Origin of the sequence: Phytobacter ursingii (genome assembly GCF_001022135.1) — a bacterium.
Taxonomy (GTDB): Bacteria; Pseudomonadota; Gammaproteobacteria; order Enterobacterales; family Enterobacteriaceae; genus Phytobacter; species Phytobacter ursingii.
In genome coordinates, this window is sequence record NZ_CP011602.1 from 2978941 (window position 1) to 3005288 (window position 26348).

A 26348-nucleotide genomic window follows, 5' to 3' on the forward strand; every position below is an offset into this window, starting at 1 on the left:
CTTAGTACAGAGAGTGGGTGTTGCTTTCAATGTCTTCTTTCGTAATACGACCGAACATTTTCCAGTAACACCAGGCGGTGTAGATCAGGATGATCGGTACGAAGACCAGCGCCACAAAAGTCATCAGGTTCAGGGTCATCTGACTGGAGGTAGCATCCCACATGGTCAGACTGGCGTTCATCATAATGCTCGACGGCATGATGAACGGGAACATCGCAATACCGGCAGTCAAAATGATGCAGGCCAGCGTCAGTGAAGAAGACACGAACGCCAGTGCGCCTTTTTCCGCACGCGAAGTCAGCACGGTCAGCAGCGGCAGCACCACGCCAAGCGCAGGGATCGCCCACAGAGCCGGGATATTATTGAAGTTCGCCAACCAGGCGCCAGCCTGACGCGCCACTTCTTTCGTCAGCGGGTTGGAAGCCGCATGGTGGTCCATAGCGGAAGTCACTACGTAACCATCAATACCGTAGACCACCCACACACCGGCCAGCACGAAGCAGATCGTGGTAACCAGCGCGGCAACCTGAGACGTGGCACGCGCACGCAGATGCAGCTCACCGACAGTACGCATTTGCAGATAGGTTGCGCCCTGGGTGATGATCATCGCCACGCTTACCACACCGGCCAGCAGACCAAACGGGTTCAGTAGCTGGAAGAAGTTCCCGGTGTAGGTCAGACGCAGATATTCATCCACGCTGAACGGCACGCCCTGCAGCAGGTTACCGAAGGCGACACCAATGACCAGCGGCGGCACAAAGCTACCAATGAAAATGCCCCAGTCCCACATATTGCGCCAGCGGCTCTCTTCAATCTTAGAACGATAGTCAAAACCTACCGGACGGAAGAACAAGGAGGCCAGCACAAGAATCATCGCCACATAGAAACCAGAGAATGCCGCGGCATAGACCATTGGCCAGGCAGCAAACAGTGCGCCGCCCGCCGTGATCAGCCAGACCTGGTTACCGTCCCAGTGTGGCGCGATAGAGTTAATCATCACACGACGTTCGGTATCGCTACGACCCAGGAAACGGGTGAGCATGCCCACCCCCATGTCGAAGCCGTCGGTGACGGCAAAACCGATCAGCAGAATGCCAACCAGCAGCCACCAGATAAAACGTAATACTTCATAATCGATCATTTGACGACTCCTGTCTTAGCGTGCCGGCTGAGAAGCCACAGTGGACTGCTCGTAATGATAGCGGCCAGTTTTCAGGCTGCTTGGGCCCAGGCGTGCGAACTTGAACATCAAGAACATTTCAGCCACCAGGAACAGGGTATACAGACCGCAAATCAGGATCATCGAGAACAGCAGGTCGCCTGCGGTCAGCGTCGAGTTCGCCACAGCGGTCGGCAACATTTCACCGATAGCCCACGGTTGACGACCGTACTCCGCGACAAACCAGCCGGATTCGATAGCAATCCATGGCAGCGGGATGCCATACAGAGCGGCACGCAGCAGCCATTTTTTCTCGCCAATGCGATTACGGCAGACGGTCCAGAACGACACGGCGATGATGAATAACATCAGCACGCCACACGCCACCATAATACGGAAAGCGAAGTACAGCGGCGCTACACGGGGAATGGAGTCCTGCGTTGCCTGTTTAATCTGCGCTTCCGTCGCATCCGCCACATTCGGCGTATAGCGTTTGAGCAGCAAACCGTAACCCAGGTCTTTCTTCACGCTGTTGAACTCATCGCGTACGGACGGGTCTTTCGAACCGGAGCGCAGTTGTTCAAGCAGGTGATATGCCTTCATACCGTTACGGATACGCTCTTCATGCTGCACCATCAGGTCTTTCAGGCCGATAACCGGCGTGTCGACAGAACGGGTAGCAATGATGCCCAGCGCGTAAGGGATCTGGATGGACATATGGTTTTTCTGCGCATCCTGGTCCGGAATACCAAACAGGGTAAATGCAGCCGGTGCAGGTTGGGTTTCCCACTCTGCTTCGATGGCCGCCAGTTTGGTTTTCTGCACGTCACCCATTTCGTAGCCGGATTCATCACCCAGTACGATAACGGACAGCACAGCCGCCATACCGAAGCTTGCTGCGATAGCGAAGGAGCGTTTAGCGAATGCGATATCACGACCGCGCAGCAGATAGTAAGAGCTGATACCAAGGATGAAGATAGCACCGCAGGTATAGCCCGAGGCCACGGTATGGACAAATTTCACCTGAGCAACCGGGTTCAGTACCAGTTCGGCGAAGCTGACCATTTCCATACGCATGGTTTCGAAGTTGAAATCTGCAGCAACCGGGTTTTGCATCCAGCCGTTTGCTACAAGGATCCACAACGCGGACAAGTTGGAGCCCAGCGCGACCAGCCAGGTCACTGCCATATGCTGTACTTTGCCCAGACGATCCCAACCGAAGAAAAACAGACCTACAAAAGTGGACTCGAGGAAGAAGGCCATCAACCCTTCAATGGCCAGTGGCGCACCGAAGATGTCCCCAACGTAGTGAGAGTAGTAAGACCAGTTAGTCCCGAACTGGAACTCCATGGTCAAACCGGTGGCCACGCCCAGTGCGAAGTTGATACCAAACAACTTGCCCCAGAACTTGGTCATATCTTTATAAATCTGTTTGCCGGAGAGGACGTAGACCGTTTCCATGATGGCCAGCAAAAACGCCATACCGAGCGTCAGTGGCACAAAAAGGAAGTGGTACATCGCGGTCAAGGCAAACTGCAAACGTGACAGTTCGACTATATCTAACATCATGACTCCTTGCTCATCGCATGAAGACTCCGAGAGTAAACCTCGTCAGCGAAGGTTTACACGCATGCCCCAATACAAAGTTGTTGCACTTTTAAATCACCATCAGCAATAACGTTGACGCCGATTCAAAAAAGTTACAACCACGTTAATAAAAAACCCAAATTGATCTCTCGAATATATTACTCCGCAAAGCCCTTACAATAAAAAGGTTTTTATTGGGTTTGTTTTACGTTTTTCGACAGTGATCAATTTATACTGAATTTAGCAGTTTTAAGCCAATTTGATCGGCGACAATTTAACTATTTTTAGCGCCATTTCCAAGTTTTTAAATATTGATTTAAATCAATTTCATTAGTTTTTGTTAATTTTGTAGAAACGGCAGCTATTTAGTAAAAATCGTGTTAACGATATGTATATCTTAACGCAAGCAACAGTTATCAAACGGACGCAGAAGATAAATAATTAGGCGCTTATTTAACGTTTAATCCTTGATGCTCATCGCGGTTTGCATAAACGTCCGGCTCTCTCATGTAAAATGGCTACTTTTATTTATCTCAATAATTTCACAATAATTTCACTTACAGGAGAAAATATTTAACACCACAAGGTGATTATTCAATAAAAAAGGCCGCGCAATGTTGCACAGCCTTGAGTGAAAATTTCACAGGAACGGTTTATTAACATTCCTCAGGGTTATGATTACTGGCTCTCTGCGTTTATTTTCGCCAGCAATGCCAGCAACGCATCCACATCCTCCCGCTGTGTGCGCCAGGATGAAACGCTGAGACGTAGCGCTGGCCTTCCCTGCCAGCGGGTGCTGCCAAACCAGGTTTTCCCCGAGGCTTGTGCCGCAGCCAGTACCGCCTCCGTTTGTGCGTCGCTCTCGCAACGGAACAGTACTTGATTGATCACCACGCGGTTTAATACGTCAAACCCATGTTTTGTCAGCCCCTCGCTAATGACACGTGCCAGCATGCAGTGCCTGTCGATCATCTCCCGTACGCCCTCACGACCCAGCACGCGCAGCGCGGCCCACACCGGAATACCTCTCGGACGACGCGAGAACTCCAGCGTCAGGTTCTTCTGCGCATCGGCGCTGGCGCTCATATAGACCGCGTCACTGTTCATCGCCCCGGTCAGTACCTGAGGGTTGCGGCAAATCACCATCGCGCAATCATAAGGCGTATTCAGCCATTTATGGGCATCCGTGGTCCAGCTGTCCGCCAGTTCAATCCCTTCCGTCAGCGCCGCCTGCGATGACGCACGCGCCCAAAGACCAAAGGCGCCGTCGACATGCACCCACGCCCCGGCATCATGGGCTTGCGGGATAATCTGCGCGAAAGGATCAAACTCCCCTGTATTCACCTCCCCTGCCTGCAGACAAAGGAGGGTACGGGCATTAAGCGGCGGCAGTTGTTTCACGTCAACACGCCCGAAGGCGTCCACTGGCGCAACAATCAGCCGTGACATGCCGAACCCCAGAATACGCAGCGCTTTCTTCACCGTAATGTGAACCAGTTCTGAAACCACCACGTTGATTTCCGGCGCGCCGGACAGCCCATCGTTATCGATATCCCAGCCTTCGCGCGCCAGCAATTCACGGCGTGCTGCCGCGAGGGCGGCCAGCGTACAAGCCGTTGCGCTGGTGCCAAACCCAACGGCGCATTCCCGCGGCAGATCCAGCGCTTCCAGGATCCAGCGGCCTGCAACACGCTCCACTTTGTCAGCCACCGGTGAGTTCAGAAATGATGACGCACATTGATCCCATGCGACCATAAGCCGCTCAGCCGCAGAAGCGGCAGGCAATGTCGCCCCCACGACGAAACCAAAATACCCCGGCCCGTTTGATGCTGTGGTCGCAGGCGAACCGATATCATCCAGTAGCGCCAGCGTCCCCTCAGCGGATTCACCGGCCTGAGGCAGCGGTTCATCAAACGCGCTAAGCGCAGCGATAGCGTCCGCATCAGGAAAGACGCGTCGCGTATTATTCCCCTCCAGATAGCGTAAAGCGCGCGCATCGGCCTCGGCCAGTAGATCCCGTTCGTTCATATCATCACCCCTGTTGTATTAATTGACGTCTGGCATCAGATGCCGCGTTATCGCCCATATCATTAGCGCCAGCAGACTGACAGCCACGCCTAATAAACAGACACCCTGCCAGCCATGGCGAGCGAATACCGCCGTGGTCGCAATAGCCCCTGCCCCACTTCCCGTGGCGTAAAACAGCATATAGAGCGCAATAAGCCGCCCATGTGCCGCCGATGAACGTAAAATCATGCTCTGGTTGGTAACGTGCAGCACCTGCCCACCCAAATCCAGCAGCACAATCCCTACCAATAACAGCGCCAGTGAATGTTCAAGCTGTGACAAAGGCCACCAAGCCAGCGATAGCAGCACCAGCGCATAAAAACTCGTGCGCTGCCCATGACCGCGATCGGCGTCGCGTCCGGCTCTGGCCGCGGCAAGAGCGCCTGCCACACCGGCAAGGGCAAACAAGCCAATCACAGTATGTGAAAAACCATAGGGAGGCGCACTCAACGGCAGCACCATTGCACTCCAGAAAATGGTAAAGGCAGCAAACATCAAGAGCGCCAGCACGCCGCGAATTTGCAGTACGCGATCGGTACAGAGCAATGTCAACATGGAGAACAGCAGTTGTCTCGCGCTGACCGATTCGGGACCAACGCTAAAACGCGGCAGCTGCCGCCAGAGCAACGGTAGCAGTACCAGCATCATGAACGCAGAAGCACCATATACCGCACGCCATCCCGCCATGTCGCTCACCAGACCGGCAAAAACCCGCGCCAGTAACAAACCGATAAAAACACCACCCTGCGCCACCCCCACAACCTGACCACGCTCCCGGCTATCAGCGGCACTGGCCGCGCAGGCGATCAGCCCCTGTGTCATCGCCGTGCCGAGTAACCCTGTCGCCAGCATTCCCACCAGCAAAACCACGGTTGATTGCGCCAGCACGACGATACAGAGTGCAGCAATCAGCGCCAGGAGCTGCAATAGCATCAGGCGCCGTCGCTCCACCATGTCCCCTAACGGCACCAGTAGCAATAATGCCAGCGCGCACCCTACCTGAGTTGCGGTTACCACACCGCCAATAGCGGCCTGGCTTATAGCGAAGTCCTGCGCCAGCATATCGAGCAGCGGTTGCGCATAGTAGACATTGGCGACGCTCAGGCCGCTGGCGATGGCAAACAACAACACCAGAGCGCGCGGCATCGTCGCTGGCCTCAGGGTTACGCTGTCGGAACAAGCCATCGGCATAGTGCACATCTTTTCTTTCATCGCTCACATGGTTTCAAAAGAAAACTAGTTGAAGCGTAAATAAACCAGTTTTAAAATGCAACTTGAATATTTTTCATAAGGCCCGGCTATGTCACCTGCACCCTTGTTCTCGCAACATCCCTGCCCGGTTGCCCGTTCGGTCGATATTATCGGCGATCGCTGGGCGTTGCTTATCGTCCGCGACGCGTTCGACGGCGTGAGGCGTTTTGGCGATTTTCAGCGTGGACTGGGCATGGCGCGCAATATTCTCACCGATCGTCTGCGTAAGCTGGTCGAGGCGGGTATCTTCGCCACCCGGCCCGCTTCTGACGGCACGGCGTATCAGGAGTATGTGCTCACGCCCAAAGGACAGTCGCTCTTCCCGATTATCGTCGCGCTACGTCAGTGGGGTGAAGGCAATCTGTTTGCACCGGGTGAACCGCACTCGTTGCTGGTTGATACGCGTACGGGTGAGGCCATCCCTCTAATGGTTCCACAGGCAGCTGACGGCCATACGCTCACCGGAGAAAATACTCGCGTGCGCAAAATCGGGGCATAAAAAAGGCCACTCCTTTCAGAGCGGCCAACCATGTCGAACATATTACAGCCCCTTTTAATGAGGGGCATTGAGTCTTATTTGATAATTGCTTTCAGCGCTTCGCCGATATCGGCCAGGCTACGCACGGTTTTCACGCCAGCGGCTTCCAGCGCGGCGAATTTCTCATCCGCGGTCCCTTTGCCACCGGCGATAATAGCGCCCGCGTGACCCATACGTTTGCCTTTCGGCGCAGTCACACCAGCGATATAGCCGACAACCGGTTTGGTCACGTGATCTTTGATGTAAGCCGCGGCTTCTTCTTCCGCGCTACCGCCGATCTCACCGATCATGACGATTGCTTCGGTCTGCGGATCCTCCTGGAACAGTTTCAGGATGTCGATGAAGTTAGAGCCAGGGATCGGGTCGCCGCCGATGCCCACGCAGGTGGACTGGCCGAAACCGTAGTCGGTGGTCTGCTTAACCGCTTCATAAGTCAACGTACCGGAACGAGAAACGATCCCCACTTTACCCGGCTGGTGAATGTGGCCCGGCATAATGCCGATTTTACATTCGCCAGGGGTGATAACCCCCGGGCAGTTCGGGCCGATCATGCGCACGCCGGCTTCGTCCAGCTTCACTTTCACCGTCAGCATATCCAGCGTCGGGATACCTTCGGTGATGGTGATAATCAGTTTAATGCCCGCGTCGATCGCTTCCAGAATGGAGTCTTTACAGAACGGCGCCGGAACGTAAATAACGGAGGCCGTCGCACCGGTGGCTTCCACCGCTTCACGTACAGTATTGAATACCGGCAGGCCCAGGTGCGTGGTGCCGCCTTTGCCTGGCGTTACACCGCCAACCATCTGCGTGCCGTAGGCAATCGCTTGTTCGGAGTGGAAAGTACCCTGGCTACCGGTGAAACCCTGGCAGATAACTTTGGTATCTTTATTAATTAAAACAGACATTATTTCCCCTCCACTGCGGCAACAACCTGCTGAGCTGCATCCGTCAGACTTTTCGCTGCAATAATATTCAGGCCGCTGTCAGCCAGACGCTTCGCACCCAGCTCCGCGTTGTTACCTTCCAGACGAACGACAACCGGTACGTTAACACCCACTTCTTCCACCGCGCCAATGATGCCGTCGGCAATCAGGTCACAGCGAACGATACCGCCAAAGATGTTAACCAGAACGGCTTTCACGTTTTCGTCAGAGAGAATGATTTTGAACGCTTCGGTCACGCGCTCTTTAGTCGCACCACCGCCCACGTCGAGGAAGTTTGCCGGTTCGCCGCCATGCAGCTTAACGATGTCCATGGTACCCATGGCCAGGCCTGCGCCGTTGACCATACAACCAATGTTGCCTTCCAGCGCAACGTAGTTCAGTTCCCAGTGTGCCGCCTGCGCTTCGCGCGGGTCTTCCTGAGACTGATCGCGCATTTCACGCAGTTCGGATTGACGGAACAGTGCGTTACCGTCAGCGCCCAGTTTGCCGTCAAGGCAGATCAGGTCGCCCTGTTTGGTGATAACCAGCGGGTTAATTTCGATCAGCGCCAGGTCGCGCTCAAGGAAAATGGTCGCCAAACCCATAAAAATCTTGGTGAACTGTTGAACCTGCTTACCTTCCAGGCCCAGTTTGAACGCCAGTTCACGCCCCTGGTACGGCATTGGGCCGGCCAGCGGGTCAAGGGCGATTTTATGGATGAGGTGCGGGGTTTCTTCCGCCACTTTCTCGATTTCTACGCCACCTTCGGTAGACGCCATGAACACAACGCGACGGGAGCTACGATTAACAACAGCGCCCAGATACAGCTCTTTGCCGATGTCAGTCGCTGCTTCAACCAGAATCTGGTTAACCGGCTGACCATTAGCGTCTGTTTGATAGGTCACCAGACGTTTGCCAAGCCAGTTTTCCGCGAACGCGCGAATATCTTCTTTGCTGTTAACAACTTTAACACCGCCCGCTTTACCACGGCCACCTGCGTGTACCTGGCATTTTACGACCCACGGGCCGGCGCCGATTTTGGACGCTGCCTCTTCCGCTTCACGCGGGGTGGTGCACGCATAGCCTACAGGAGCAGGCAAACCGTAACGGGCAAAAAGCTGTTTTGCCTGATATTCATGTAAGTTCATGTGTTCTATCCATCCTTCATTAAACTTGTTACGCCGGACGGCGCTACGCGTATCCGGCCTACAATGCAGGTGTTCGTTTTTGTAACCCGGCGGCATGACACCGCCGGGCAAAGGACACTACACGTCCAGCAGCAGACGCGTCGGATCTTCCAGCAGCTCTTTAATCGCCACCAGGAAGCCTACGGATTCGCGGCCGTCAATCAGGCGGTGATCGTAAGAGAGCGCCAGATACATCATGGGCAGAATTTCAACTTTGCCATCAACAGCCATCGGGCGGTCTTTAATGGCATGCATGCCCAGAATTGCGCTCTGCGGTGGGTTGATGATGGGCGTAGACATCAGCGAACCAAACACACCGCCGTTGGTGATGGTGAAGTTACCACCGGTCAGGTCTTCAACGGTCAGCTTGCCATCGCGCCCTTTCACCGCCAGATCTTTAATGCGTTTTTCGATGTCGGCCATGCCGAGGGTATCTACATCGCGTAGAACCGGGGTCACCAGACCACGCGGCGTCGAGACCGCCATGCTGACATCGAAATAGTTGTGATACACCACATCGTCGCCATCGATAGAGGCGTTCACCTCCGGGTAGCGTTTCAGCGCTTCAACCACGGCTTTCACGTAGAAGGACATAAAGCCCAGACGGATGCCATGACGTTTTTCAAAGGCATCGCCGTACTGCTTACGCAGATCCATAATCGGCTTCATGTTCACTTCGTTAAAGGTCGTGAGCATGGCGGTAGAGTTTTTCGCTTCCAGCAGACGCTCTGCGACACGTTTACGCAGACGGGTCATCGGCACGCGTTTTTCAGAGCGGCCCGCCAGTTGCGGCGCAGCAGGTGCTGCAGCCGGTGCGGCAGGTTTACTTTCTTCTTTACTCGCCGGTGCTTTCGCCAGATGTTTCTCAATATCTTCGCGAGTTAGACGGCCACCCACACCGGTGCCTTTAATGGCGCTGGCTTCAAGGTTATGCTCGGCCAGCAGGCGACGGATCGCCGGGCTAAGCGCATCATTATTTTGCTCTTCGAGAGACGCCTGCTGGCGCTGAGCCGGGGTCGACTCTTTGGCGTCAGATTTCGCGCTGCTCTCTTTGCCTGCGCTGTTACCTTCGCGCAGGCGGCCCAGAATCTGGCGGGACGTTACGGTAGTGCCTTCATCTTCCAGCACTGCGTCCAGAATGCCGTCTGCCGATGCCGGTACTTCCAGTACCACTTTGTCAGTTTCGATTTCTACCAACACTTCATCGCGTTGGACGGTATCGCCCGGTTTTTTGTGCCAGGTCGCAACGGTCGCGTCAGCAACGGACTCAGGCAGGTCGGGTACAAGAATATCTACGCTACTCATTATTTATCCTTTAATTAATCGACGTTCAGCGCGTCATTGACCAGAGCTTGTTGCTGTTTCTGGTGAACGGACAGATATCCTACCGCTGGCGAAGCGGAGGCCGGGCGGCCTGCATATTGCAGGGCAGCCCCAAACGGAATCACTTCTCGCAGATGATGCTGGCTGCAGTACCATGCGCCCTGGTTGAGCGGCTCTTCCTGGCACCAGACAAAATCCTGTACATGCGCATAAGGTTTCAGCGCTTCCTGCACCGACTGGTGCGGGAACGGATACAACTGCTCAATCCTGACAATGGCGACATCTTTCTGATCGTTCTTACGACGCTGTTCAAGCAGGTCGTAATAAACCTTACCAGAACACAGAACGACACGCTTAACCCCTGTCGGATCAAGGGCGTCAATCTCCCCGATCGCAGGCATAAAGGTGCCGTTCGCCAGCTCATCAAGGCTGGAGACCGCCAGTGGATGACGCAGCAGGGATTTCGGCGACATAACCACCAGCGGACGGCGCATACCGCGCAGCGCCTGACGACGCAGCATATGGTAAACCTGAGCCGGGGTAGACGGTACGCAGACCTGCATGTTTTGTTCAGCACACAGTTGCAGATAACGCTCCAGACGTGCGGAGGAGTGTTCCGGCCCCTGGCCTTCGTAACCGTGCGGCAGCAGCATCACCAGACCACACATACGTCCCCATTTCTGCTCGCCGGAGCTAATGAACTGGTCGATAACCACCTGAGCGCCGTTGGCAAAGTCGCCGAACTGCGCTTCCCAGATGGTCAGGGTACGCGGCTCTGCGGTGGCATAACCGTATTCAAATGCCAGAACCGCTTCCTCGGACAGTACAGAGTCCCAGACTTTGAACGGGCCCTGCGCATTATGGACGTGGTGCAACGGTGTGTAAGTTGAACCATTCGCCTGGTTGTGGATTACCGCATGACGATGGAAGAACGTACCGCGACCAGAGTCTTCGCCGGACAGACGCACGGAGACACCTTCGTCAACCAGCGTCGCATAGGCCAGGTTTTCCGCACCGCCCCAGTCGAACAGTTTTTCGCCTGCGGCCATCGCCTGACGATCGTTGTAAATTTTTGCCACGCGAGCCTGCATTTCAATAGACTCTGGCACCGTGCTAATGCGCTTCGCCAGTTCCTGCAAGCGTTTCATTTCTACCTTATTCGGGTAGCTCTCATCCCATTCATGGTTGAGGTACGGCGACCAGGTAAAGGAGTGCATATTCATCGGACGCCACTCTTTCACCACACACTCGCCGGCATCCAGCGCGTCACGGTAGAGGTTCACCAGTTCGGTGGCATCTTCCAGTGTCGCAACGCCGTCATGCTCCAGCTTGTCAGCATAGATTTTGCGCGGAGTCGGATGCTTTTTGATTTTCTGATACATCAGCGGCTGGGTTGCGCTCGGCTCGTCGGCTTCGTTATGGCCGTGACGGCGGTAGCAGACCAGGTCGATGAAGACATCACGTTTAAAGGTATTGCGGAAATCCAGCGCCACACGGGTAACGAACGCCACGGCTTCCGGGTCATCGGCGTTGACGTGGAAAATCGGCGCCTGCACCATTTTACCGATATCGGTACAGTATGGCGTGGAGCGCGCATCCAGCGGGTTCGAGGTGGTGAAGCCGACCTGGTTGTTGATAACGATGCGGACAGTACCGCCCACTTCATAACCCCGCGCTTTGGACATGTTCAGCGTTTCCTGAACTACGCCCTGACCGGTAACGGCCGCGTCACCGTGAATAGTGATTGGCAGAACTTTGTTGCTGCTCGGCTCATCCAGGCGGTCCAGACGTGCGCGTACAGAGCCCATCACCACCGGACTGACGATTTCGAGGTGCGACGGGTTAAACGCCAGCGCCAGATGCACAAGCCCCCCTTCGGTTTCGATATCGGACGAGAAACCCATATGGTATTTCACGTCACCGGTACCGAGGTGTTCTTTATGTTTGCCGGCAAACTCGTCAAACAGGTCCTGTGGTTTTTTACCCAGCACGTTAATCAACACGTTCAGGCGACCGCGGTGCGCCATACCCAGCACCACTTCGCGCGTGCCGCTTTTACCGGCATGGCGAATCATCTCTTTGAGCATCGGCACCAGCGCATCACCGCCTTCCAGCGAGAAGCGTTTCGCGCCGGGGAATTTGGCGCCCAGATAACGCTCCATTCCTTCTGCCGCCGTCAGTTCACTGAGAAAACGTTTTTTCTCCTCAGCGGTAAAGGAAGCTTTGCCAGCAACGGATTCGATACGCTGTTGGATCCAGCGTTTCTCTTCGGTGCTGGTGATGTGCATGTATTCAGCGCCGATAGAGCCGCAGTAGGTCTGTTTAAGCGCCGCGATCAAATCGCCAAGCTGCATCGTGTCTTTGCCGATGGCAAAAGAACCTACGTTGAACGTCTCCTGGAAATCTGCCTCGGTCAGGTCATGGTATGACGGATCGAGGTCTGCAACGCGCTCTTGTTGCCACAGTCCCAGCGGATCGAGATTGGCCTGCTGATGACCGCGGAAGCGGTAGGCGTTAATGAGCTGCAGGACTTTTACCTGCTTCGCATTGGTGTCAGGGTCAGAAATGGAAGAAGAGTAACGTGAGGCATCCTTCGCCAGACGACGAAAATAATCACGTGTTTTTGAATGGAATTGATCCGGTTTCACTCCGGTGCCCGGTAACTCTTCAAACATGGAACGCCATGTCGCATCTACCGAGTCAGGATCGGTTAAGAAGTCTTCATAGAGCTGTTCTATCCAGCTCTGGTTCGAGCCAGAGAGGTAAGAAGAGTCCAGCCAGGCTTTCAAAGCGCTGTTCTGCATCGTGATCCCTTAAGCATTGTTATGCTTACTTCGCCGTGGATAACTACAACGCGCGCGGCAGGGCGCACACGTCCCGGGGTTCACTTGCGAGCTCTTCTCTTTGTTGGCCCGCGAAGGAACCTTTAAAAACTGCCCTAATCTTCATCGTTCGGGCTGCGACGATGTTGGCTGCCTTCACTCACTCCGGTCACATAGTTCACTATGCTCCCGTCAATTCGCTCAGTTGCCGCCTTGTCTCGCCACGAACGCTTCGATTATTTCAACTGCGTACAGCGGTTTTTAAAGGTTTCCTGCTTCTTTCTTTGCCCTCTCCCCGGGGGGAGAGGGTCAGGGTGGGGGAACAGCGCTCCCCCCACGTTTACTACGCACTACGTTGTAACAACATCGACTTAATATGGCCGATGGCGCGCGTCGGGTTCAGTCCCTTCGGACAGACACTGACGCAGTTCATAATGCTATGGCAGCGGAATACGCTGAAAGCATCACTCAGCCCTTCCAGGCGGTTATCGGTTTCGGTATCACGACTGTCAATCAGGAAGCGATACGCGGCCAGCAGACCGGCTGGACCGATAAACTTATCCGGGTTCCACCAGAACGACGGGCAGGACGTGGAGCAGCATGCACAAAGGATACATTCGTACAGCCCATCGAGTTTTTCACGCTGCTCTGGCATCTGCAGATGCTCACGTGCAGGTGGATTTTGCCCATTATTCAATAAGTAAGGCTTAATCTTCTCATATTGGGCATAGAATTGCCCCATGTCCACAACCAAATCACGGATTACCGGCAGCCCCGGCAGCGGGCGAATCACAATCTTCTGCTTACCGTTACCCAGCGCCGACAGCGGCGTAATACACGCCAGACCGTTTTTACCGTTCATGTTCAGGCCGTCTGAACCGCATACCCCTTCACGGCAGGAGCGACGGAAAGAGAGACTGGGGTCTTTTTCTTTCAGCTGCATTAAGGCATCGAGCAGCATCATGTCACGACCTTCTTCCCCTTCCAGCGTGTAATCCTGCATACGCGGAGCGTCGTCGACATCCGGGTTATAGCGATAAATTGAAAACTCGAATTTCATTTTCCTGTCTCCGCATTAGTAAGTACGAATCTTCGGCGGGAAAGCCGGGCGCAGTTTCGGTTCCATATTGACGCTACGACGCGTCATGGATTCCGTCTCTGGCAGATACAGGGAATGGCACAGCCAGTTTTCATCATCACGCTCCGGGAAGTCGAAGCGGCTATGCGCGCCACGGCTCTCGGTACGGAAGTTGGCAGATACCGCCGTCGCGTACGCGGTTTCCATCAGGTTATCCAGCTCCAGACACTCAACACGCTGGGTGTTAAATTCACTGGAGGTGTCATCCAGACGGGCATTTTTCAGGCGTTCGCGAATCACTTTCAGTTGCTCAAGACCTTTCGCCATCGCGTCGCCTTCACGGAAGACCGAGAAGTTATGCTGCATACATTCCTGCAACGCTTTACGGATGGTTACCGGATCTTCACCTGTGCGGTTGTTGTTCCAGCGATTGAGACGTTCCAGCGAGCCTTCAATATCCGATTCACTCGCATCGCGCAGTACACCCTGCTCAGCGATAGACTCTTGCAGATGCAGACCTGCCGCACGACCAAAGACAACAAGGTCAAGCAGTGAGTTGCCGCCCAGGCGGTTGGCGCCGTGCACCGATACGCAGGCGATTTCGCCCACTGCGAACAACCCAGGAATCACCACATCTTCGCCCTGCGCGTTCACCGTCAGCGCCTGACCGGTCACTTTGGTCGGGATCCCGCCCATCATATAGTGACAGGTTGGGATCACCGGGATCGGCTCTTTAACAGGATCGACGTGCGCAAAAGTACGGGACAGTTCCAGAATGCCAGGCAAACGCGACTCCAGCACCTCTTTGCCGAGGTGATCGAGTTTCAGTTTGGCATGTGGCCCCCACGGACCATCACAGCCACGACCTTCGCGAATTTCGATCATGATGGAACGCGCCACCACGTCACGGCCCGCCAGGTCTTTTGCGTTCGGCGCATAGCGCTCCATGAAACGCTCACCATGTTTGTTTAACAGATAGCCGCCTTCACCACGGCAACCTTCGGTGACCAGCACCCCTGCCCCGGCGATACCGGTCGGGTGGAACTGCCACATTTCCATATCCTGTACCGGTACACCGGCACGCAGCGCCATACCAACACCGTCACCGGTATTGATGTGCGCGTTGGTGGTGGACTGGTAAATACGACCCGCACCGCCCGTTGCCAGCACAGTTGCGCGGGCTTTGAAATAGACCACTTCACCGGTTTCAATGCACAGAGCAGTACAACCAACAACGGCGCCATCCTGGTTTTTCACCAGATCCAACGCGTACCACTCGGAAAAAATAGTAGTGTGGTTTTTAAGGTTTTGCTGATAAAGCGTATGTAATAACGCGTGACCGGTACGGTCAGCCGCCGCTGCGGTACGTGCAGCCTGCTCGCCGCCGAAGTTTTTCGACTGACCGCCGAACGGCCGCTGGTAGATCCGGCCATCATCGAGACGCGAAAACGGCAGGCCCATATGTTCCAGTTCCAGAATGGCTTCCGGACCGGTTTTACACATGTATTCGATGGCATCCTGGTCACCGATGTAATCGGAACCTTTTACCGTATCGTACATGTGCCATTCCCAGTTATCTTCGTGGGTATTGCCCAGCGCTACCGTAATGCCGCCCTGAGCGGATACGGTGTGAGAACGGGTTGGGAAAACTTTAGAAAGCAGCGCACAGGTTTGGCCGCTTTGGGAAATTTGTAACGCCGCGCGCATACCTGCGCCGCCTGCGCCAATAACGACAGCATCAAATTCTCTGACTGGCAGTTTCATCACACACCCCACACCACAACGAATCCATAAATAACGTAAGCCGCGAGTGCAACGACAATAGCCAGTTGCAGAATCAGGCGCACAGCCAGCGGTTTAACGTAGTCGGTCAACACCTGCCACATGCCAATCCAGGCATGAATCAAAATGGAGAACAGTGCCAGCAGGGTGAAGACTTTCGTGAAGGCGGATGAGAAGAAGCCTGTCCAGACTTGCCAGGTAATATCGCCAGTGATAGCGAAAAAACCGACCATATAGATGATATAGAGCGTCAGGACGATTGCGGTAGCGCGGACCAGAATGAAGTCATGTACGCCGTTGCGTCCTAATGCGGAGGCGTTGCTTACCATACGAGGACTCCTGCGAGAAGTGAAAGCACGACAGTAATTGCAAATGACACGTTGGCGGAACGTTTTCCTGCCTCAAAAGTTTCTTCCAGCCAGCCAAAATCCATCAGCATGTGGCGAATACCGCCAACGGCATGATAAGCCAGTGCAGTCAGGATGCCCCACAAAATGAATTTAACAAAAAAGCCACTCATAATAGCGGAGGCAGACTGGAAGCCTTCTTCGGATGACAGCGACAGGCCCAGTAACCACAGCAGGATACCGACCGCCACAAAAGTGATGACGCCGGAAACGCGGTGAAGAATGGACGCTATTGCCGTAACAGGAAACCGGATCGTTGCGAGATCCAGATTAACAGGTCTTTGTTTTTTCACATTTTTTATCATGAATAACGCCCACATGCTGTTCTTATAGTTTCCTTCCTCCGGTCTGCTTGCGGGTCAGACAGCGTCCTTTTCTATAACTGCGCGTAATGCAAAATTTCAGCTTCCAGATGCGAAACGACAGGTTACAACGCTGGGTGGCTCGGGATTGCAGGGTATTCCGGAGACCTGGCGGCAGTATAGGTCGTTCACAAAATCATTACAATTATCCTACATATAGTTTGTCGGGTTTTATGCTGAACAGTGATCATGGTCACGATAACAACATTATTTTAAAATTTAATCATCTGATTTGACAAAAGTTAAACATTCTTGTTACAAACTTCATCAGAAGAGAGATATAATTCGCAAAAGTTATGGGGTCTATCTTTCACCTGCAAATAAGTTATGCAACAGTGTGATGAAGTTGACCGAATTAATCAGGACAGTTATTAGTGATAGCAGGTTTGACAAAATCCGACTGCTAAGAACCTGATTTGTTGCTGTTTTGACTGTACTTTCAATGTGTACCTGCTAGCGCCCATCGCTCTGTACCCTGGTTTTTCCTCTCATCAGAGCAGCGAGCCAAATAATAATCTGGTAGCGTTAAAAGGCAGTTTGAATGCAAATCCGGTAACAGGTAGTCTTAAGCAATAAGGCGCTAAGGAGACCGTAAATGGCTGATAAAAAAGCAAACATCACCTATAATGGTGACGCTGCTATTGAACTGGATGTGCTAAAGGGCACGCTCGGTCAGGATGTTATTGATATCCGTAGTCTCGGTTCAAAAGGTGTATTTACTTTTGACCCAGGTTTCACCTCTACCGCATCATGCGAATCCAAAATCACCTTCATTGATGGCGACGAAGGTATCCTGTTGCATCGTGGTTTCCCGATCGACCAACTGGCCACCGACTCCAACTATCTGGAAGTATGTTATATCCTGCTGTACGGTGAAAAACCGACGCAAGAACAATACGATGAGTTCAAACTCACCGTTACCCGCCACACGATGATTCACGAGCAGATTACCCGTCTGTTCCATGGTTTCCGTCGTGACTCCCACCCAATGGCGGTCCTGTGTGGCGTCACCGGCGCACTGGCGGCGTTCTACCATGACTCTCTGGACGTGAATAATCCGCGTCACCGTGAGATCGCGGCTTTCCGCCTGCTGTCCAAAATGCCAACCGTGGCGGCGATGTGTTACAAGTATTCTATTGGTCAACCTTTTGTTTATCCGCGCAACGATCTTTCCTACGCGGGTAACTTCCTGAACATGATGTTCTCCACGCCGTGTGAAAAATATGAAGTGAACCCGGTGCTGGAACGCGCAATGGACCGTATTCTGATCCTGCACGCTGACCATGAACAGAACGCTTCCACCTCCACCGTGCGTACCGCAGGCTCTTCGGGCGCCAACCCGTTTGCGTGTATCGCTGCGGGCATTGCCTCCCTGTGGGGACCTGCACACGGCGGCGCGAACGAAGCAGCGCTTAAAATGCTCGAAGAGATCAGCACCGTTAAACACATTCCGGAATTCCTGCGTCGCGCCAAAGACAAGAACGACTCGTTCCGTCTGATGGGCTTCGGTCACCGTGTCTACAAGAACTATGACCCGCGCGCCACCGTAATGCGTGAAACCTGCCACGAAGTATTGCGTGAGCTGGGTACGAAAGACGATCTGCTGGAAGTGGCGATGGAACTTGAGCATATCGCGCTCAATGACCCGTACTTCATCGAACGTAAGCTTTACCCGAACGTGGACTTCTACTCCGGCATCATCCTTAAAGCGATGGGCATTCCGTCTTCCATGTTTACCGTTATCTTCGCGATGGCGCGTACCGTGGGCTGGATTGCACACTGGAACGAAATGCACGACGACGGCATTAAAATTGCCCGTCCGCGTCAGCTCTACACCGGTTATGAAAAACGCGATTTCAAAACCGATCTCGAAAAGCACTAAGCTGCTGAGAGTAAAAAACCCGCTGCGGCGGGTTTTTTATTGGCTGCCATCTGTCGATGATGGCCTGTCTGCTTTGCTAAACAGGACTATTTCTGGCAACCCGGACAGCCATAAAAAGGACGCGAAGAGAGCGTGGTTTTCTCAATCACCGTGCCACAGCGCTCGCAGGCCTCACCGGCCCGGTGAAAAACCTTAAAGCGAAACAGCGCCCCGTGATGGTGATTTTCATCCACCCTGCCACGCGTCTGGTAGGAAAGGCGCGGAATGTCGAGCAGCGCCTGAGCCAGTCTGTCCAGTTGAGCCTCATTGAGATCGATCGCTTTATGCTCAGGCGCAAGGGCGGCGTGCCACAGGATTTCAACGCGCAAATAATTCCCCAACCCGGCGAGAAATGCCTGGTCAAGCAGCAAACCGGCAAACTGGCGGCGACAAAACCGGGGAGATAATAACCGCGATTTGACCTGCGCGACGGTCAGCGACATATCCAGCACATCCGGGCCTACGCGCTGTAAGAAAGGGTGAGCCGCCAGCTCGTCGGCGGTCAGTATCTCAATATCAGAGGCACTATAAAGCAAAATGGCTTTGTCTTTTGCCGCCAGCCGTACACGCAACACGCGGTTGGTTTCTGTCACCTCGCCGGTATCAACCACCCGCCAGACGCCATACAGCTGGTTGTGGCTGTACATCGTCATGCCACTGGAAAAGTGGGTCAGCAAAGCTTTACCACGCGTTTCAATACGTTCAACGCACTCGCCTGTGAGCATCGGCGCGAAAATCTGAAGATGGGGAAAGGCGAACCAGACCTCCGTGAGCGTTTTACCTTTGATGGCCGCTTCAAGACTGTCTGCTGCGCGGCGAATTTCCGGGCCTTCTGGCATCACAACATCCTTTTAACTGTCTGCACTGACATCAATACTACACCGATCGAATGCCTCACGCAGGCGGCGGGCAAACGCCAGCGCATGCTCACCATCGCCATGCAGGCAGACGGTTTGCGCCCGCAACGCAACTTCATGCCCGTTGACGCTGATGACTTTGCCGGATAAGACCATCCCCAGCGTTTGCGTCAGCGCGGTCTCGTCATCGGTAATCAATGCGCCCGGCTGCGAACGTGGCACCAGCGTGCCATCGTCCTGATAACCGCGATCGGCGAACACTTCCTCACGCGTAGTAAGTTGAAGGCGTTTTGCGGCGCGAATAAGCTCACTGCCGGCAAGGCCGACCAGAATCAGTGCCGGGTCGCAGTCGCGCACCGCACGGGCGATAGCCTCTGCCAGTTGCGGGTCAACGGCGGCCTGGTTATACAGCATGCCGTGCGGCTTGACATGAACCATGCGCCCCCCTTCCGCGCGCGCAATAGCCGCCAGCGCGCCGCACTGATAGAGCGTTTGTGCATAGACCGTCTCAGGGGGTAACTGCATTGCCGTGCGGCCAAAATTGTCCCGATCGGGGAAGCTCGGGTGCGCCCCCACCGCGACGCCATTTTTTAGCGCTTCGCGGACACACAGGCGCATAGTTTGCGCATCACCCGCATGGAAACCACAGGCAATATTGGCCGATGAGACCAGTTGCAACAGTGCGGCATCATTGCCGCACCCCTCCCCCAGATCGGCGTTTAAATCAATCTTCATGACGCAACCGCCATGATAGTTGCGCCAGATAACGCTGCTGGTCTTGCCGTGCCGCCAGCGCCTCCTCCAGCGTACAGGGGACAAAATGAATAGGATGCCCAAGAGGGATCTGCGCAAGATGATACATATCGGCCTCAATGATGCAGGCAATCCGTGGATAGCCACCCGTTGTCTGCGCATCATTCATCAGAACAATAGGCTGCCCATTCGGCGGCACCTGCACGACACCGGGTAAAAGCCCATGCGAAACCAGCTCGCGATCGGTGGAGCGGATTAATTTATGGCCCTGCAAACGGTATCCCATACGATTGCTTTGTGGATCGAGATGCCATGGCACACGCCAGAAGGCCTCCTGCGAGTGCTGATCAAACTCCCGGTACTCCGGCCCCGGCAACGCGCGGATGCGGTTGCCCCAGAGCAACTGCTTCACCCCTTGCGGTCCTTTAAACGTCCGCGCAGCACCGCGCAGCGGGATCTCATCGCCATCCCGAAGCAGACGCCCTTCCAGCCCACCTAACCCGGTTTTTAAATCCGTACTGCAAGAGCCCAGCACCTCCGGCACGTCCAGACCTCCGGCCACTGCCAGATAACTGCGCATGCCGTGCTGAGGACGCTTAAGTACCAGTTTTTGCCCCGCCTGAACCGGATAGCGCCAGCCCGTCCAGACCGCTTTGCCATCGAGTTTGGCTTCACATCCCGCGCCTGTCAGCGCAAACCACGTCGCCTCGCCGAACTGCACTTCACACTGGCCGAGCGTTATCTCGAGCCCTGCCGCATCGCCATCGTTACCGACCAGCGCATTGGCAATGTGCAGCGCCGGGCCATCCAGCGCACCACAGTAGCTGACGCCGGATTGCCGCAGCCCTACGCGTTTACCTGCCTGGATGGTGGTATAGATACCCGCACGAAGAATTTTCAGCATATGCCCTCCTTACGCGGAATAAAGCGCAGTGTGTCGCCGGGTCGCAGCAAGACAGGCTCAGAAAGCGAGGGGGTAAACAGCGGCAGTTCGGTGCGACCAATCAGGTTCCAGCCGCCCGGCGTTTCCAGCGGATAGATACCCGTTTGCGCGCCGCCAATGGCAACAGAACCGGCAGGCACACGCACGCGAGGTTCAGCGCGACGCGGCGTAGCGAGGTTTTCCGGCATACCGCCCAGATACGGGAAGCCCGGCTGAAAACCCAAAAACCACACCACATAATCGATAGAGGCGTGAAGCTCGACGACCTGCTTTTGCGTAAGCCCGGTGTGGCGTGCCACATCAGGCAGATCCGGCCCGGCTTCACCGCCGTAGATAACCGGGATGTCGATAGTTCGCGATTCCGGCTCCAGCGCGTCACTCTCTTCCCACCAGCGCTGTAAACGCTCAATGGCATCCAGCGCCAGGGTTTGTGGTTCGCGCAACACCACGGTGATGTTATTCATCCCCGGAATAGCTTCAACCACATCGGCCACATCAGCCAGACGTTGCGTTAAGCGCCAGATACGTTTTTGCGTCTCCAGCGTCACCGGAGGTTCCAGCTCCAGCACTACCGCCGTTTCACCTAACAGATAACAACGTGCTCTCTGCACTCTCCCGCTCCTTATGCCGGATTCGGAATATCAATAAATGTAACGTCCAAATCTGTGTTTTCGTTCAGCCATTCACTCAGCGCACGAATACCGCCACGCTCGGTCGCATGATGGCCTGCCGCGTAAAAATGCAGGTTTTGCTCTCGTGCTGAGTGTATGGTTTGCTCGGAGACTTCGCCGGTAATAAACGCGTCAACGCCAAAACGGGCAGCATTGTCGATAAAGCCTTGCCCGCCACCGGTACACCAGGCGACGCGCTTAATCAGTTCCGGACCGGTATCACCACTCCATAATGGCCTGCGCCCCAGACGAGCCTCAATCCACGATGCCAGTTCCGGCCCGGGTACCGGCATCGACAGCTCGCCCCACGGCAGCAATTCTTCGCCATCTACGGTGCCCATCACCGTTATCCCCAGCAGAGACGCCAGTTGTACGTTATTGCCCAGTTCCGGATGCGCATCCAGCGGCAGGTGCCAGCCGTACAGGTTGATGTCATTCGCCAGCAGCGTTTTCAGGCGATTGCGCTTCATGCCGCGAATGATTGCCGGTTCGTTTTTCCAGAAATAACCATGATGCACAATCACCGCGTCGGCTTCCTGACGCACTGCTTCATCCAGTAGCGCCTGGCTTGCCGTTACCCCGGTGATGATTTTTTTAACCGTTTCGCGTCCCTCAACCTGTAGGCCATTTGGGCCGTAATCGCTGAACGCCGCACTGTTGAGTTTTTCGTTGATCAGTTTTTCCAGTTCGGTATTTTTCATCGTCACTCTCTTTACGGTTTACGAGCGGCTTCATAGGCTGCAAGTGTGGCAGCACGAGCCTGTTTGTGCTCCACTATTGGGCGCGGATAATTCAGAGAGATGCCTCTTTTATCCGCCCATGTCCAGGGGTCGTGAATCGCCTTACCCGGCACAGCGGCCAGTTCAGGGATCCACTGTCGAATAAATACGCCCTCGGTATCAAACCGTTCCCCCTGGGTTGTGGGATTAAAGATCCGGAAATAGGGCGCGGCATCGGTCCCCGTCGACGCTGCCCACTGCCAGCCGCCGTTATTCGCAGCCAAATCGCCATCAATGAGTTGCGTCATAAAATAACGTTCACCCAAACGCCAGTCGAGCAAGAGATCTTTAACCAGAAAGCTGGCAACGATCATTCGCAAGCGGTTATGCATCCAGCCGGTACGATTCAACTGGCGCATAGCCGCATCCACAATCGGATAGCCCGTTCTCCCCTCCTCCCAGGCGCGAAGCTGCTCAGGTTGGTCATTCCATTTCACATTATCAGTCCATGGAATGAAAGGACGGTACTTACACAAATCAGGGTGAAACGTCATTAAATGGCGGTAAAATTCCCGCCAGATCAGCTCGTTTAACCATACGGCCCCGCTGCCGCCATTCAACGCATCAGGCTGCTCGGCCAACAGGCGATGCAAACATTGCCGTGGCGAAAGAACGCCGGCTGCCAGGCAGGCAGAAAGGCGGCTGGTGCCTTCAATTGCCGGAAAATCCCGCTGTTGCTCGTAAGCGGCGGTGTGCTGCTGGCAAAAAAATCGCAGGCGCTGGATTGCCGTTTTCTCATCCGCCGCAAATAAAGTTGAATCAAATTCTTCTTGCGGATAATCGAACGTCAACGTCGCAAGCGCCCCATTTAATGCCCCCCCTGCCCGCACATCCGGCGCACCGACACAGACGGGTAGCTCCTCTTTCAGCCGTCGCAAAAAGGCGTTTTTATACGGCGTAAAGACTTTATACATTTCATGATTGCCGGTCACCACGCTGCCTGGCGCCAGCATGACGCTGTCATTAAACCCCTGGCATGCGACGTCAGGCAGCGCTTTCTCTACCGCCGCATCGCGCTGGCGTTCGTTCACTTCGTACTGGTAGTTATAAAAAAGATGGCTGACCTTTTCTTCGGCGCACACCGCTGCCACGGTATCAACGCTGGCAGCAAAATCGTCGACTTCCCTGTAAATCAATGGAATACCCTTCTCTGCCAGCGCCCGTTGGAGTGTATTCAAATGAGCGGCGAGAAACGCGGCCTGCCGTGGGGCCATTACATGTTTTTTCCACTGCCCAGGTGTGGCAATAAACAGGGCTTTAACACAGGCTTCGCGATTATTACAGGCGGCTGCGAGGGCATAATTATCATGTACGCGCAAATCTGCGCGAAACCAGACCAGATGGGTGGCCATAACTCTCCTGTTAACTGATATCCGTCAGAAAATGCCGTTAGTGTGTTAAAGGAAGGTTGCGAGTGCAAGCAGAGGTTACTTCTCTCAACAACAGGGCGAGTTAAGTGTAGCGCCTGGAGTGCAGGAATAACGTGCCATATGAAAATGCACTGCCCTGAACAGGGGTGATGGCTTCCCCGACGAGCTGCGGATTCTGAGGGGCAAAAAAAAACCGCTACGTCAAAACGCAGCGGTTTTTTTATTGCTGAGTGTAATCAATTGATCAATAAAAATCGCAGGTCACTTTTTCGGCCTGAGCCATCCATACCGGTTTGTCACTGGTTTTCGCCCAGACGCGATGCAGATAGCTATAAAAACGGGCGCGGTCTTTCCAGAACAGCATGACCGGCAATGCGAGTACGCCAGCCAGCACGGCGAAAATGCGACGCATCAGGACGATATGAACTGGAAATGTTTTATATACGGTCATAATTCTCTCCCCTTTGTTGGCCGGTAACATTCACCGGGAAAATGTTCCCCCATGACAGAGATCGGTTACGGATCCTGTGGGGCGCATCTGAATCTGGTTAAAATACTACCGTTTTGTTTGTAATTTTACTACTCATCCGACCACTATTTTTTGTCAATTTTGCCGTTATTTACATTCATGACGTAATTAAGTTACGTAAAAGTTAAATTAATACTAACCATTAGTTAAAATAGGGTCTTCGCCATTTTTATATTTTTTTTACACCCGCCCATCTGATTTTTGCGAAATCTTTGCACGCAAAATCCTACGCTCACAGCAATCCCTAAAACACCTGGAGGTGGATTGTGAGTGCAGGCGTCGTAACCGGTATCGTGCTGGTGTTCCTGTTGTTGGGCTATCTGGTCTATGCCCTGATTAACGCGGAGGCTTTCTGATGGCAGCCCAGGCGTTTTTACTGATTGTCAGCTTTTTACTGGTCCTGTTTATTCTTGCTCGCCCCTTAGGAACGTTACTGGCGAAGATGATCGTCGGCGCTCCCCTTCCCGGCGTATCAACGCTGGAGAACGGACTGCTGCGGATGATGGGGATTGATTCCCGGGAAATGGGCTGGCTCCAGTATCTGATGGCGATAGTGTGGCTCAATATTTTCGGTCTGGTGTTGCTGTTCGCCATGCTGATGTTGCAGGGCATATTGCCTTTTAACCCGCAACAGTTCCCTGGATTGTCCTGGCATCTGGCACTGAACACTGCCGTGAGTTTCGTGACTAACACCAACTGGCAATCCTATTCAGGTGAAACCACCCTGAGCTATTTCAGCCAGATGGTGGGGTTGACGGTACAAAACTTCCTCTCCGCCGCCACCGGTATTGCGGTCATTTTCGCCCTGATCCGCGCTTTTGCCCGCCATAGCGTGACGACACTGGGTAATGCATGGGTCGATTTAACCCGCATTACACTGTGGGTGCTGCTGCCCCTTTCGCTGGTTATTGCGCTGATCTTTATTCAACAAGGCGCATTGCAAAACATCCTGCCGTACCAGCCTTTTACCTCCCTTGAGGGGGCAAAACAGCTGTTGCCGATGGGACCCGTTGCCTCGCAGGAAGCCATTAAAATGCTGGGGACCAATGGCGGCGGCTTTTTTAACGCCAACTCCTCACACCCGTTTGAAAACCCTACAGCGTTAACCAACTTCGTGCAGATGCTGGCGATCTTTTTAATCCCGGCAGCGCTCTGTTTTGCCTTTGGCGATGCAGTCAGCGATCGCCGCCAGGGACACGCCATTCTGTGGGCCATGTCGATCATCTTCGTCATTTGCGTCGCCGTGGTCATGTGGGCCGAATGGCAGGGTAACCCGCACTTCCTCACGCTGGGCGGTGACAGCGCCATCAATATGGAAGGGAAAGAGAGTCGCTTCGGCATCCTTGCCAGTAGCCTCTTTGCAGTCATCACTACGTCAGCTTCCTGTGGCGCCGTTAACGCCATGCATGACTCCTTTACCGCGCTGGGCGGGATGGTGCCAATGTGGCTGATGCAAATCGGCGAAGTGGTGTTTGGCGGCGTCGGCTCCGGCTTATACGGCATGTTGCTGTTTGTAATGCTGGCCGTGTTTATCGCCGGGCTGATGATTGGGCGGACCCCGGAATACCTCGGCAAGAAGATCGATGTGCGCGAAATGAAAATGACCGCGCTGGCGATCCTCGTCACACCGGCCCTTGTGCTGATCGGCACCGCGCTGGCAATGATGACCGAAGCGGGAAGCAGCGGCATGCTTAACCCGGGTATTCATGGTTTTAGCGAGGTACTGTATGCCGTCTCTTCTGCGGCGAATAACAATGGCAGCGCTTTTGCTGGCCTGAGCGCAAATACGCCGTTCTGGAACTGCCTGCTGGCGTTTTGCATGTTCATTGGTCGCTTCGGCATCATTGTGCCGGTCATGGCGATTGCCGGGTCACTGGTGAATAAGAAAATTCAGCCTGCCAGCACCGGGACGCTGCCCACGCACGGCGCGCTGTTTGTCGGCCTGTTGATCGGTACCGTGTTGCTTGTTGGTGCCCTGACCTTTATTCCTGCGCTGGCCCTGGGTCCGGTAGCGGAATACCTCTCTTTACGCTGATTTG

Annotated in this window: 24 protein-coding genes; 5 read left to right on the forward strand and 19 right to left on the reverse strand. The window is 54.3% G+C overall.

What is annotated here, in order from left to right; translation table 11 throughout:
• Position 1 precedes the first annotated feature (1 nt).
• The 4 genes from cydB to AB182_RS17575 all read right to left on the reverse strand — a co-directional run bounded on the left by cydB (position 2) and on the right by AB182_RS17575 (position 6004).
• Positions 2-1141 (reverse strand): cytochrome d ubiquinol oxidase subunit II, encoded by a 1140-nt coding sequence (gene cydB, locus AB182_RS17560; protein ID WP_047371231.1) that lies wholly within the window; start codon positions 1139-1141, stop codon positions 2-4.
• A 15-nt stretch (positions 1142-1156) separates the two neighbouring features.
• On the reverse strand, positions 1157-2725 hold the full coding sequence (cydA, locus tag AB182_RS17565; RefSeq protein ID WP_047371232.1) for a cytochrome ubiquinol oxidase subunit I: 1569 nt from the start codon (positions 2723-2725) through the stop codon (positions 1157-1159).
• A gap of 699 nt (positions 2726-3424) precedes the next feature.
• A complete protein-coding gene (locus tag AB182_RS17570; RefSeq protein WP_047371233.1) occupies positions 3425-4774 on the reverse strand; it encodes a pyridoxal phosphate-dependent decarboxylase family protein in 1350 nt (449 codons plus the stop codon).
• A gap of 18 nt (positions 4775-4792) precedes the next feature.
• On the reverse strand, positions 4793-6004 hold the full coding sequence (locus AB182_RS17575; protein ID WP_223883553.1) for an MFS transporter: 1212 nt from the start codon (positions 6002-6004) through the stop codon (positions 4793-4795).
• 109 nt (positions 6005-6113) lie between these two features.
• Here AB182_RS17575 and AB182_RS17580 point away from each other — a divergent pair, with 109 nt between their 5' ends.
• Entirely contained in the window at positions 6114-6563 is a 450-nt protein-coding gene (locus AB182_RS17580; protein WP_047371235.1) for a winged helix-turn-helix transcriptional regulator, read from the forward strand.
• Positions 6564-6637: 74 nt separating this feature from the next.
• Here the strand turns inward: AB182_RS17580 and sucD are convergent, their stop codons facing one another.
• The 8 genes from sucD to sdhC all read right to left on the reverse strand — a co-directional run bounded on the left by sucD (position 6638) and on the right by sdhC (position 16444).
• The gene (gene sucD / locus AB182_RS17585; protein WP_047371236.1) at positions 6638-7507 is read right to left on the reverse strand and encodes a succinate--CoA ligase subunit alpha; all 870 of its coding nucleotides are present in this window, start codon (positions 7505-7507) and stop codon (positions 6638-6640) included.
• A complete protein-coding gene (sucC, locus tag AB182_RS17590; RefSeq protein WP_047371237.1) occupies positions 7507-8673 on the reverse strand; it encodes an ADP-forming succinate--CoA ligase subunit beta in 1167 nt (388 codons plus the stop codon). The genes sucD and sucC overlap by 1 nt, the downstream gene beginning before the upstream one ends.
• 117 nt (positions 8674-8790) lie before the next feature.
• On the reverse strand, positions 8791-10017 hold the full coding sequence (gene odhB, locus AB182_RS17595) for a 2-oxoglutarate dehydrogenase complex dihydrolipoyllysine-residue succinyltransferase (protein WP_047371238.1): 1227 nt from the start codon (positions 10015-10017) through the stop codon (positions 8791-8793).
• 14 nt (positions 10018-10031) lie between these two features.
• Positions 10032-12839: a 2-oxoglutarate dehydrogenase E1 component gene (sucA, locus tag AB182_RS17600; RefSeq protein ID WP_047371239.1), complete on the reverse strand. Its 2808-nt coding sequence runs from the start codon at positions 12837-12839 to the stop codon at positions 10032-10034.
• A gap of 361 nt (positions 12840-13200) precedes the next feature.
• Positions 13201-13917 carry a succinate dehydrogenase iron-sulfur subunit SdhB gene (gene sdhB, locus AB182_RS17605; RefSeq protein WP_041852080.1) on the reverse strand — a complete coding sequence of 239 codons (717 nt, stop codon included), beginning with the start codon at positions 13915-13917 and terminating at the stop codon, positions 13201-13203.
• Positions 13918-13932: 15 nt separating this feature from the next.
• Entirely contained in the window at positions 13933-15699 is a 1767-nt protein-coding gene (gene sdhA / locus AB182_RS17610; protein WP_047371240.1) for a succinate dehydrogenase flavoprotein subunit, read from the reverse strand.
• On the reverse strand, positions 15699-16046 hold the full coding sequence (gene sdhD, locus AB182_RS17615; protein ID WP_041852082.1) for a succinate dehydrogenase membrane anchor subunit: 348 nt from the start codon (positions 16044-16046) through the stop codon (positions 15699-15701). Before sdhD ends, sdhA begins: the two co-directional genes overlap by 1 nt.
• Positions 16040-16444 carry a succinate dehydrogenase cytochrome b556 subunit gene (gene sdhC / locus AB182_RS17620; RefSeq protein WP_047371241.1) on the reverse strand — a complete coding sequence of 135 codons (405 nt, stop codon included), beginning with the start codon at positions 16442-16444 and terminating at the stop codon, positions 16040-16042. The genes sdhD and sdhC overlap by 7 nt, the downstream gene beginning before the upstream one ends.
• A 274-nt stretch (positions 16445-16718) precedes the next feature.
• On the opposite strand from sdhC, the gene AB182_RS33480 reads away from it, so the two are divergent.
• Positions 16719-16901 (forward strand): hypothetical protein, encoded by a 183-nt coding sequence (locus AB182_RS33480; protein ID WP_075203577.1) that lies wholly within the window; start codon positions 16719-16721, stop codon positions 16899-16901.
• 180 nt (positions 16902-17081) lie between these two features.
• A complete protein-coding gene (locus tag AB182_RS17625) occupies positions 17082-18368 on the forward strand; it encodes a citrate synthase (RefSeq protein WP_047371242.1) in 1287 nt (428 codons plus the stop codon).
• Positions 18369-18454: 86 nt separating this feature from the next.
• Here AB182_RS17625 and nei read toward each other — a convergent pair whose 3' ends face one another.
• The 7 genes from nei to AB182_RS17660 form a co-directional block, all read right to left on the reverse strand.
• Positions 18455-19246: an endonuclease VIII gene (nei, locus tag AB182_RS17630; RefSeq protein ID WP_047371243.1), complete on the reverse strand. Its 792-nt coding sequence runs from the start codon at positions 19244-19246 to the stop codon at positions 18455-18457.
• Positions 19247-19258: 12 nt separating this feature from the next.
• Complete coding sequence (pxpA, locus tag AB182_RS17635; RefSeq protein WP_047371244.1) at positions 19259-19999, reverse strand: 5-oxoprolinase subunit PxpA; 741 nt, start codon at positions 19997-19999, stop codon at positions 19259-19261.
• Positions 19989-20921, reverse strand: coding sequence for a 5-oxoprolinase subunit PxpC (gene pxpC, locus AB182_RS17640; RefSeq protein ID WP_047371245.1), 933 nt, complete (start codon positions 20919-20921; stop codon positions 19989-19991). Before pxpC ends, pxpA begins: the two co-directional genes overlap by 11 nt.
• Entirely contained in the window at positions 20915-21571 is a 657-nt protein-coding gene (gene pxpB, locus AB182_RS17645; RefSeq protein WP_047371246.1) for a 5-oxoprolinase subunit PxpB, read from the reverse strand. Before pxpB ends, pxpC begins: the two co-directional genes overlap by 7 nt.
• A gap of 11 nt (positions 21572-21582) precedes the next feature.
• Positions 21583-22332 carry a type 2 GTP cyclohydrolase I gene (locus AB182_RS17650; protein WP_047371247.1) on the reverse strand — a complete coding sequence of 250 codons (750 nt, stop codon included), beginning with the start codon at positions 22330-22332 and terminating at the stop codon, positions 21583-21585.
• An 11-nt stretch (positions 22333-22343) separates the two neighbouring features.
• Positions 22344-23762: a deoxyribodipyrimidine photo-lyase gene (phrB, locus tag AB182_RS17655; protein ID WP_047371248.1), complete on the reverse strand. Its 1419-nt coding sequence runs from the start codon at positions 23760-23762 to the stop codon at positions 22344-22346.
• A gap of 262 nt (positions 23763-24024) precedes the next feature.
• Positions 24025-24231: a YbfA family protein gene (locus AB182_RS17660; protein WP_047371249.1), complete on the reverse strand. Its 207-nt coding sequence runs from the start codon at positions 24229-24231 to the stop codon at positions 24025-24027.
• Between the two features lie 344 nt (positions 24232-24575).
• Between AB182_RS17660 and kdpF the strand changes: the two genes are divergently transcribed.
• Both kdpF and kdpA read left to right on the forward strand, forming a co-directional pair.
• The gene (gene kdpF, locus AB182_RS17665) at positions 24576-24665 is read left to right on the forward strand and encodes a K(+)-transporting ATPase subunit F (protein WP_041852093.1); all 90 of its coding nucleotides are present in this window, start codon (positions 24576-24578) and stop codon (positions 24663-24665) included.
• Positions 24665-26344: a potassium-transporting ATPase subunit KdpA gene (gene kdpA, locus AB182_RS17670; RefSeq protein ID WP_047371250.1), complete on the forward strand. Its 1680-nt coding sequence runs from the start codon at positions 24665-24667 to the stop codon at positions 26342-26344. Before kdpF ends, kdpA begins: the two co-directional genes overlap by 1 nt.
• The last annotated feature ends 4 nt before the right edge of the window (positions 26345-26348 follow it).

Coding starts and splice junctions, on each gene's coding strand:
- cydB (WP_047371231.1), bottom strand. CDS start 1,141: ATGATCGATTATGAAGTATTACGTTTTATCTGGTGGCTGCTGGTTGGC.
- cydA (WP_047371232.1), bottom strand. CDS start 2,725: ATGTTAGATATAGTCGAACTGTCACGTTTGCAGTTTGCCTTGACCGCG.
- AB182_RS17570 (WP_047371233.1), bottom strand. CDS start 4,774: ATGAACGAACGGGATCTACTGGCCGAGGCCGATGCGCGCGCTTTACGC.
- AB182_RS17575 (WP_223883553.1), bottom strand. CDS start 6,004: ATGCCGATGGCTTGTTCCGACAGCGTAACCCTGAGGCCAGCGACGATG.
- AB182_RS17580 (WP_047371235.1), top strand. CDS start 6,114: ATGTCACCTGCACCCTTGTTCTCGCAACATCCCTGCCCGGTTGCCCGT.
- sucD (WP_047371236.1), bottom strand. CDS start 7,507: ATGTCTGTTTTAATTAATAAAGATACCAAAGTTATCTGCCAGGGTTTC.
- sucC (WP_047371237.1), bottom strand. CDS start 8,673: ATGAACTTACATGAATATCAGGCAAAACAGCTTTTTGCCCGTTACGGT.
- odhB (WP_047371238.1), bottom strand. CDS start 10,017: ATGAGTAGCGTAGATATTCTTGTACCCGACCTGCCTGAGTCCGTTGCT.
- sucA (WP_047371239.1), bottom strand. CDS start 12,839: ATGCAGAACAGCGCTTTGAAAGCCTGGCTGGACTCTTCTTACCTCTCT.
- sdhB (WP_041852080.1), bottom strand. CDS start 13,917: ATGAAATTCGAGTTTTCAATTTATCGCTATAACCCGGATGTCGACGAC.
- sdhA (WP_047371240.1), bottom strand. CDS start 15,699: ATGAAACTGCCAGTCAGAGAATTTGATGCTGTCGTTATTGGCGCAGGC.
- sdhD (WP_041852082.1), bottom strand. CDS start 16,046: ATGGTAAGCAACGCCTCCGCATTAGGACGCAACGGCGTACATGACTTC.
- sdhC (WP_047371241.1), bottom strand. CDS start 16,444: ATGTGGGCGTTATTCATGATAAAAAATGTGAAAAAACAAAGACCTGTT.
- AB182_RS17625 (WP_047371242.1), top strand. CDS start 17,082: ATGGCTGATAAAAAAGCAAACATCACCTATAATGGTGACGCTGCTATT.
- nei (WP_047371243.1), bottom strand. CDS start 19,246: ATGCCAGAAGGCCCGGAAATTCGCCGCGCAGCAGACAGTCTTGAAGCG.
- pxpA (WP_047371244.1), bottom strand. CDS start 19,999: ATGAAGATTGATTTAAACGCCGATCTGGGGGAGGGGTGCGGCAATGAT.
- pxpC (WP_047371245.1), bottom strand. CDS start 20,921: ATGCTGAAAATTCTTCGTGCGGGTATCTATACCACCATCCAGGCAGGT.
- AB182_RS17650 (WP_047371247.1), bottom strand. CDS start 22,332: ATGAAAAATACCGAACTGGAAAAACTGATCAACGAAAAACTCAACAGT.
- phrB (WP_047371248.1), bottom strand. CDS start 23,762: ATGGCCACCCATCTGGTCTGGTTTCGCGCAGATTTGCGCGTACATGAT.
- AB182_RS17660 (WP_047371249.1), bottom strand. CDS start 24,231: ATGACCGTATATAAAACATTTCCAGTTCATATCGTCCTGATGCGTCGC.
- kdpA (WP_047371250.1), top strand. CDS start 24,665: ATGGCAGCCCAGGCGTTTTTACTGATTGTCAGCTTTTTACTGGTCCTG.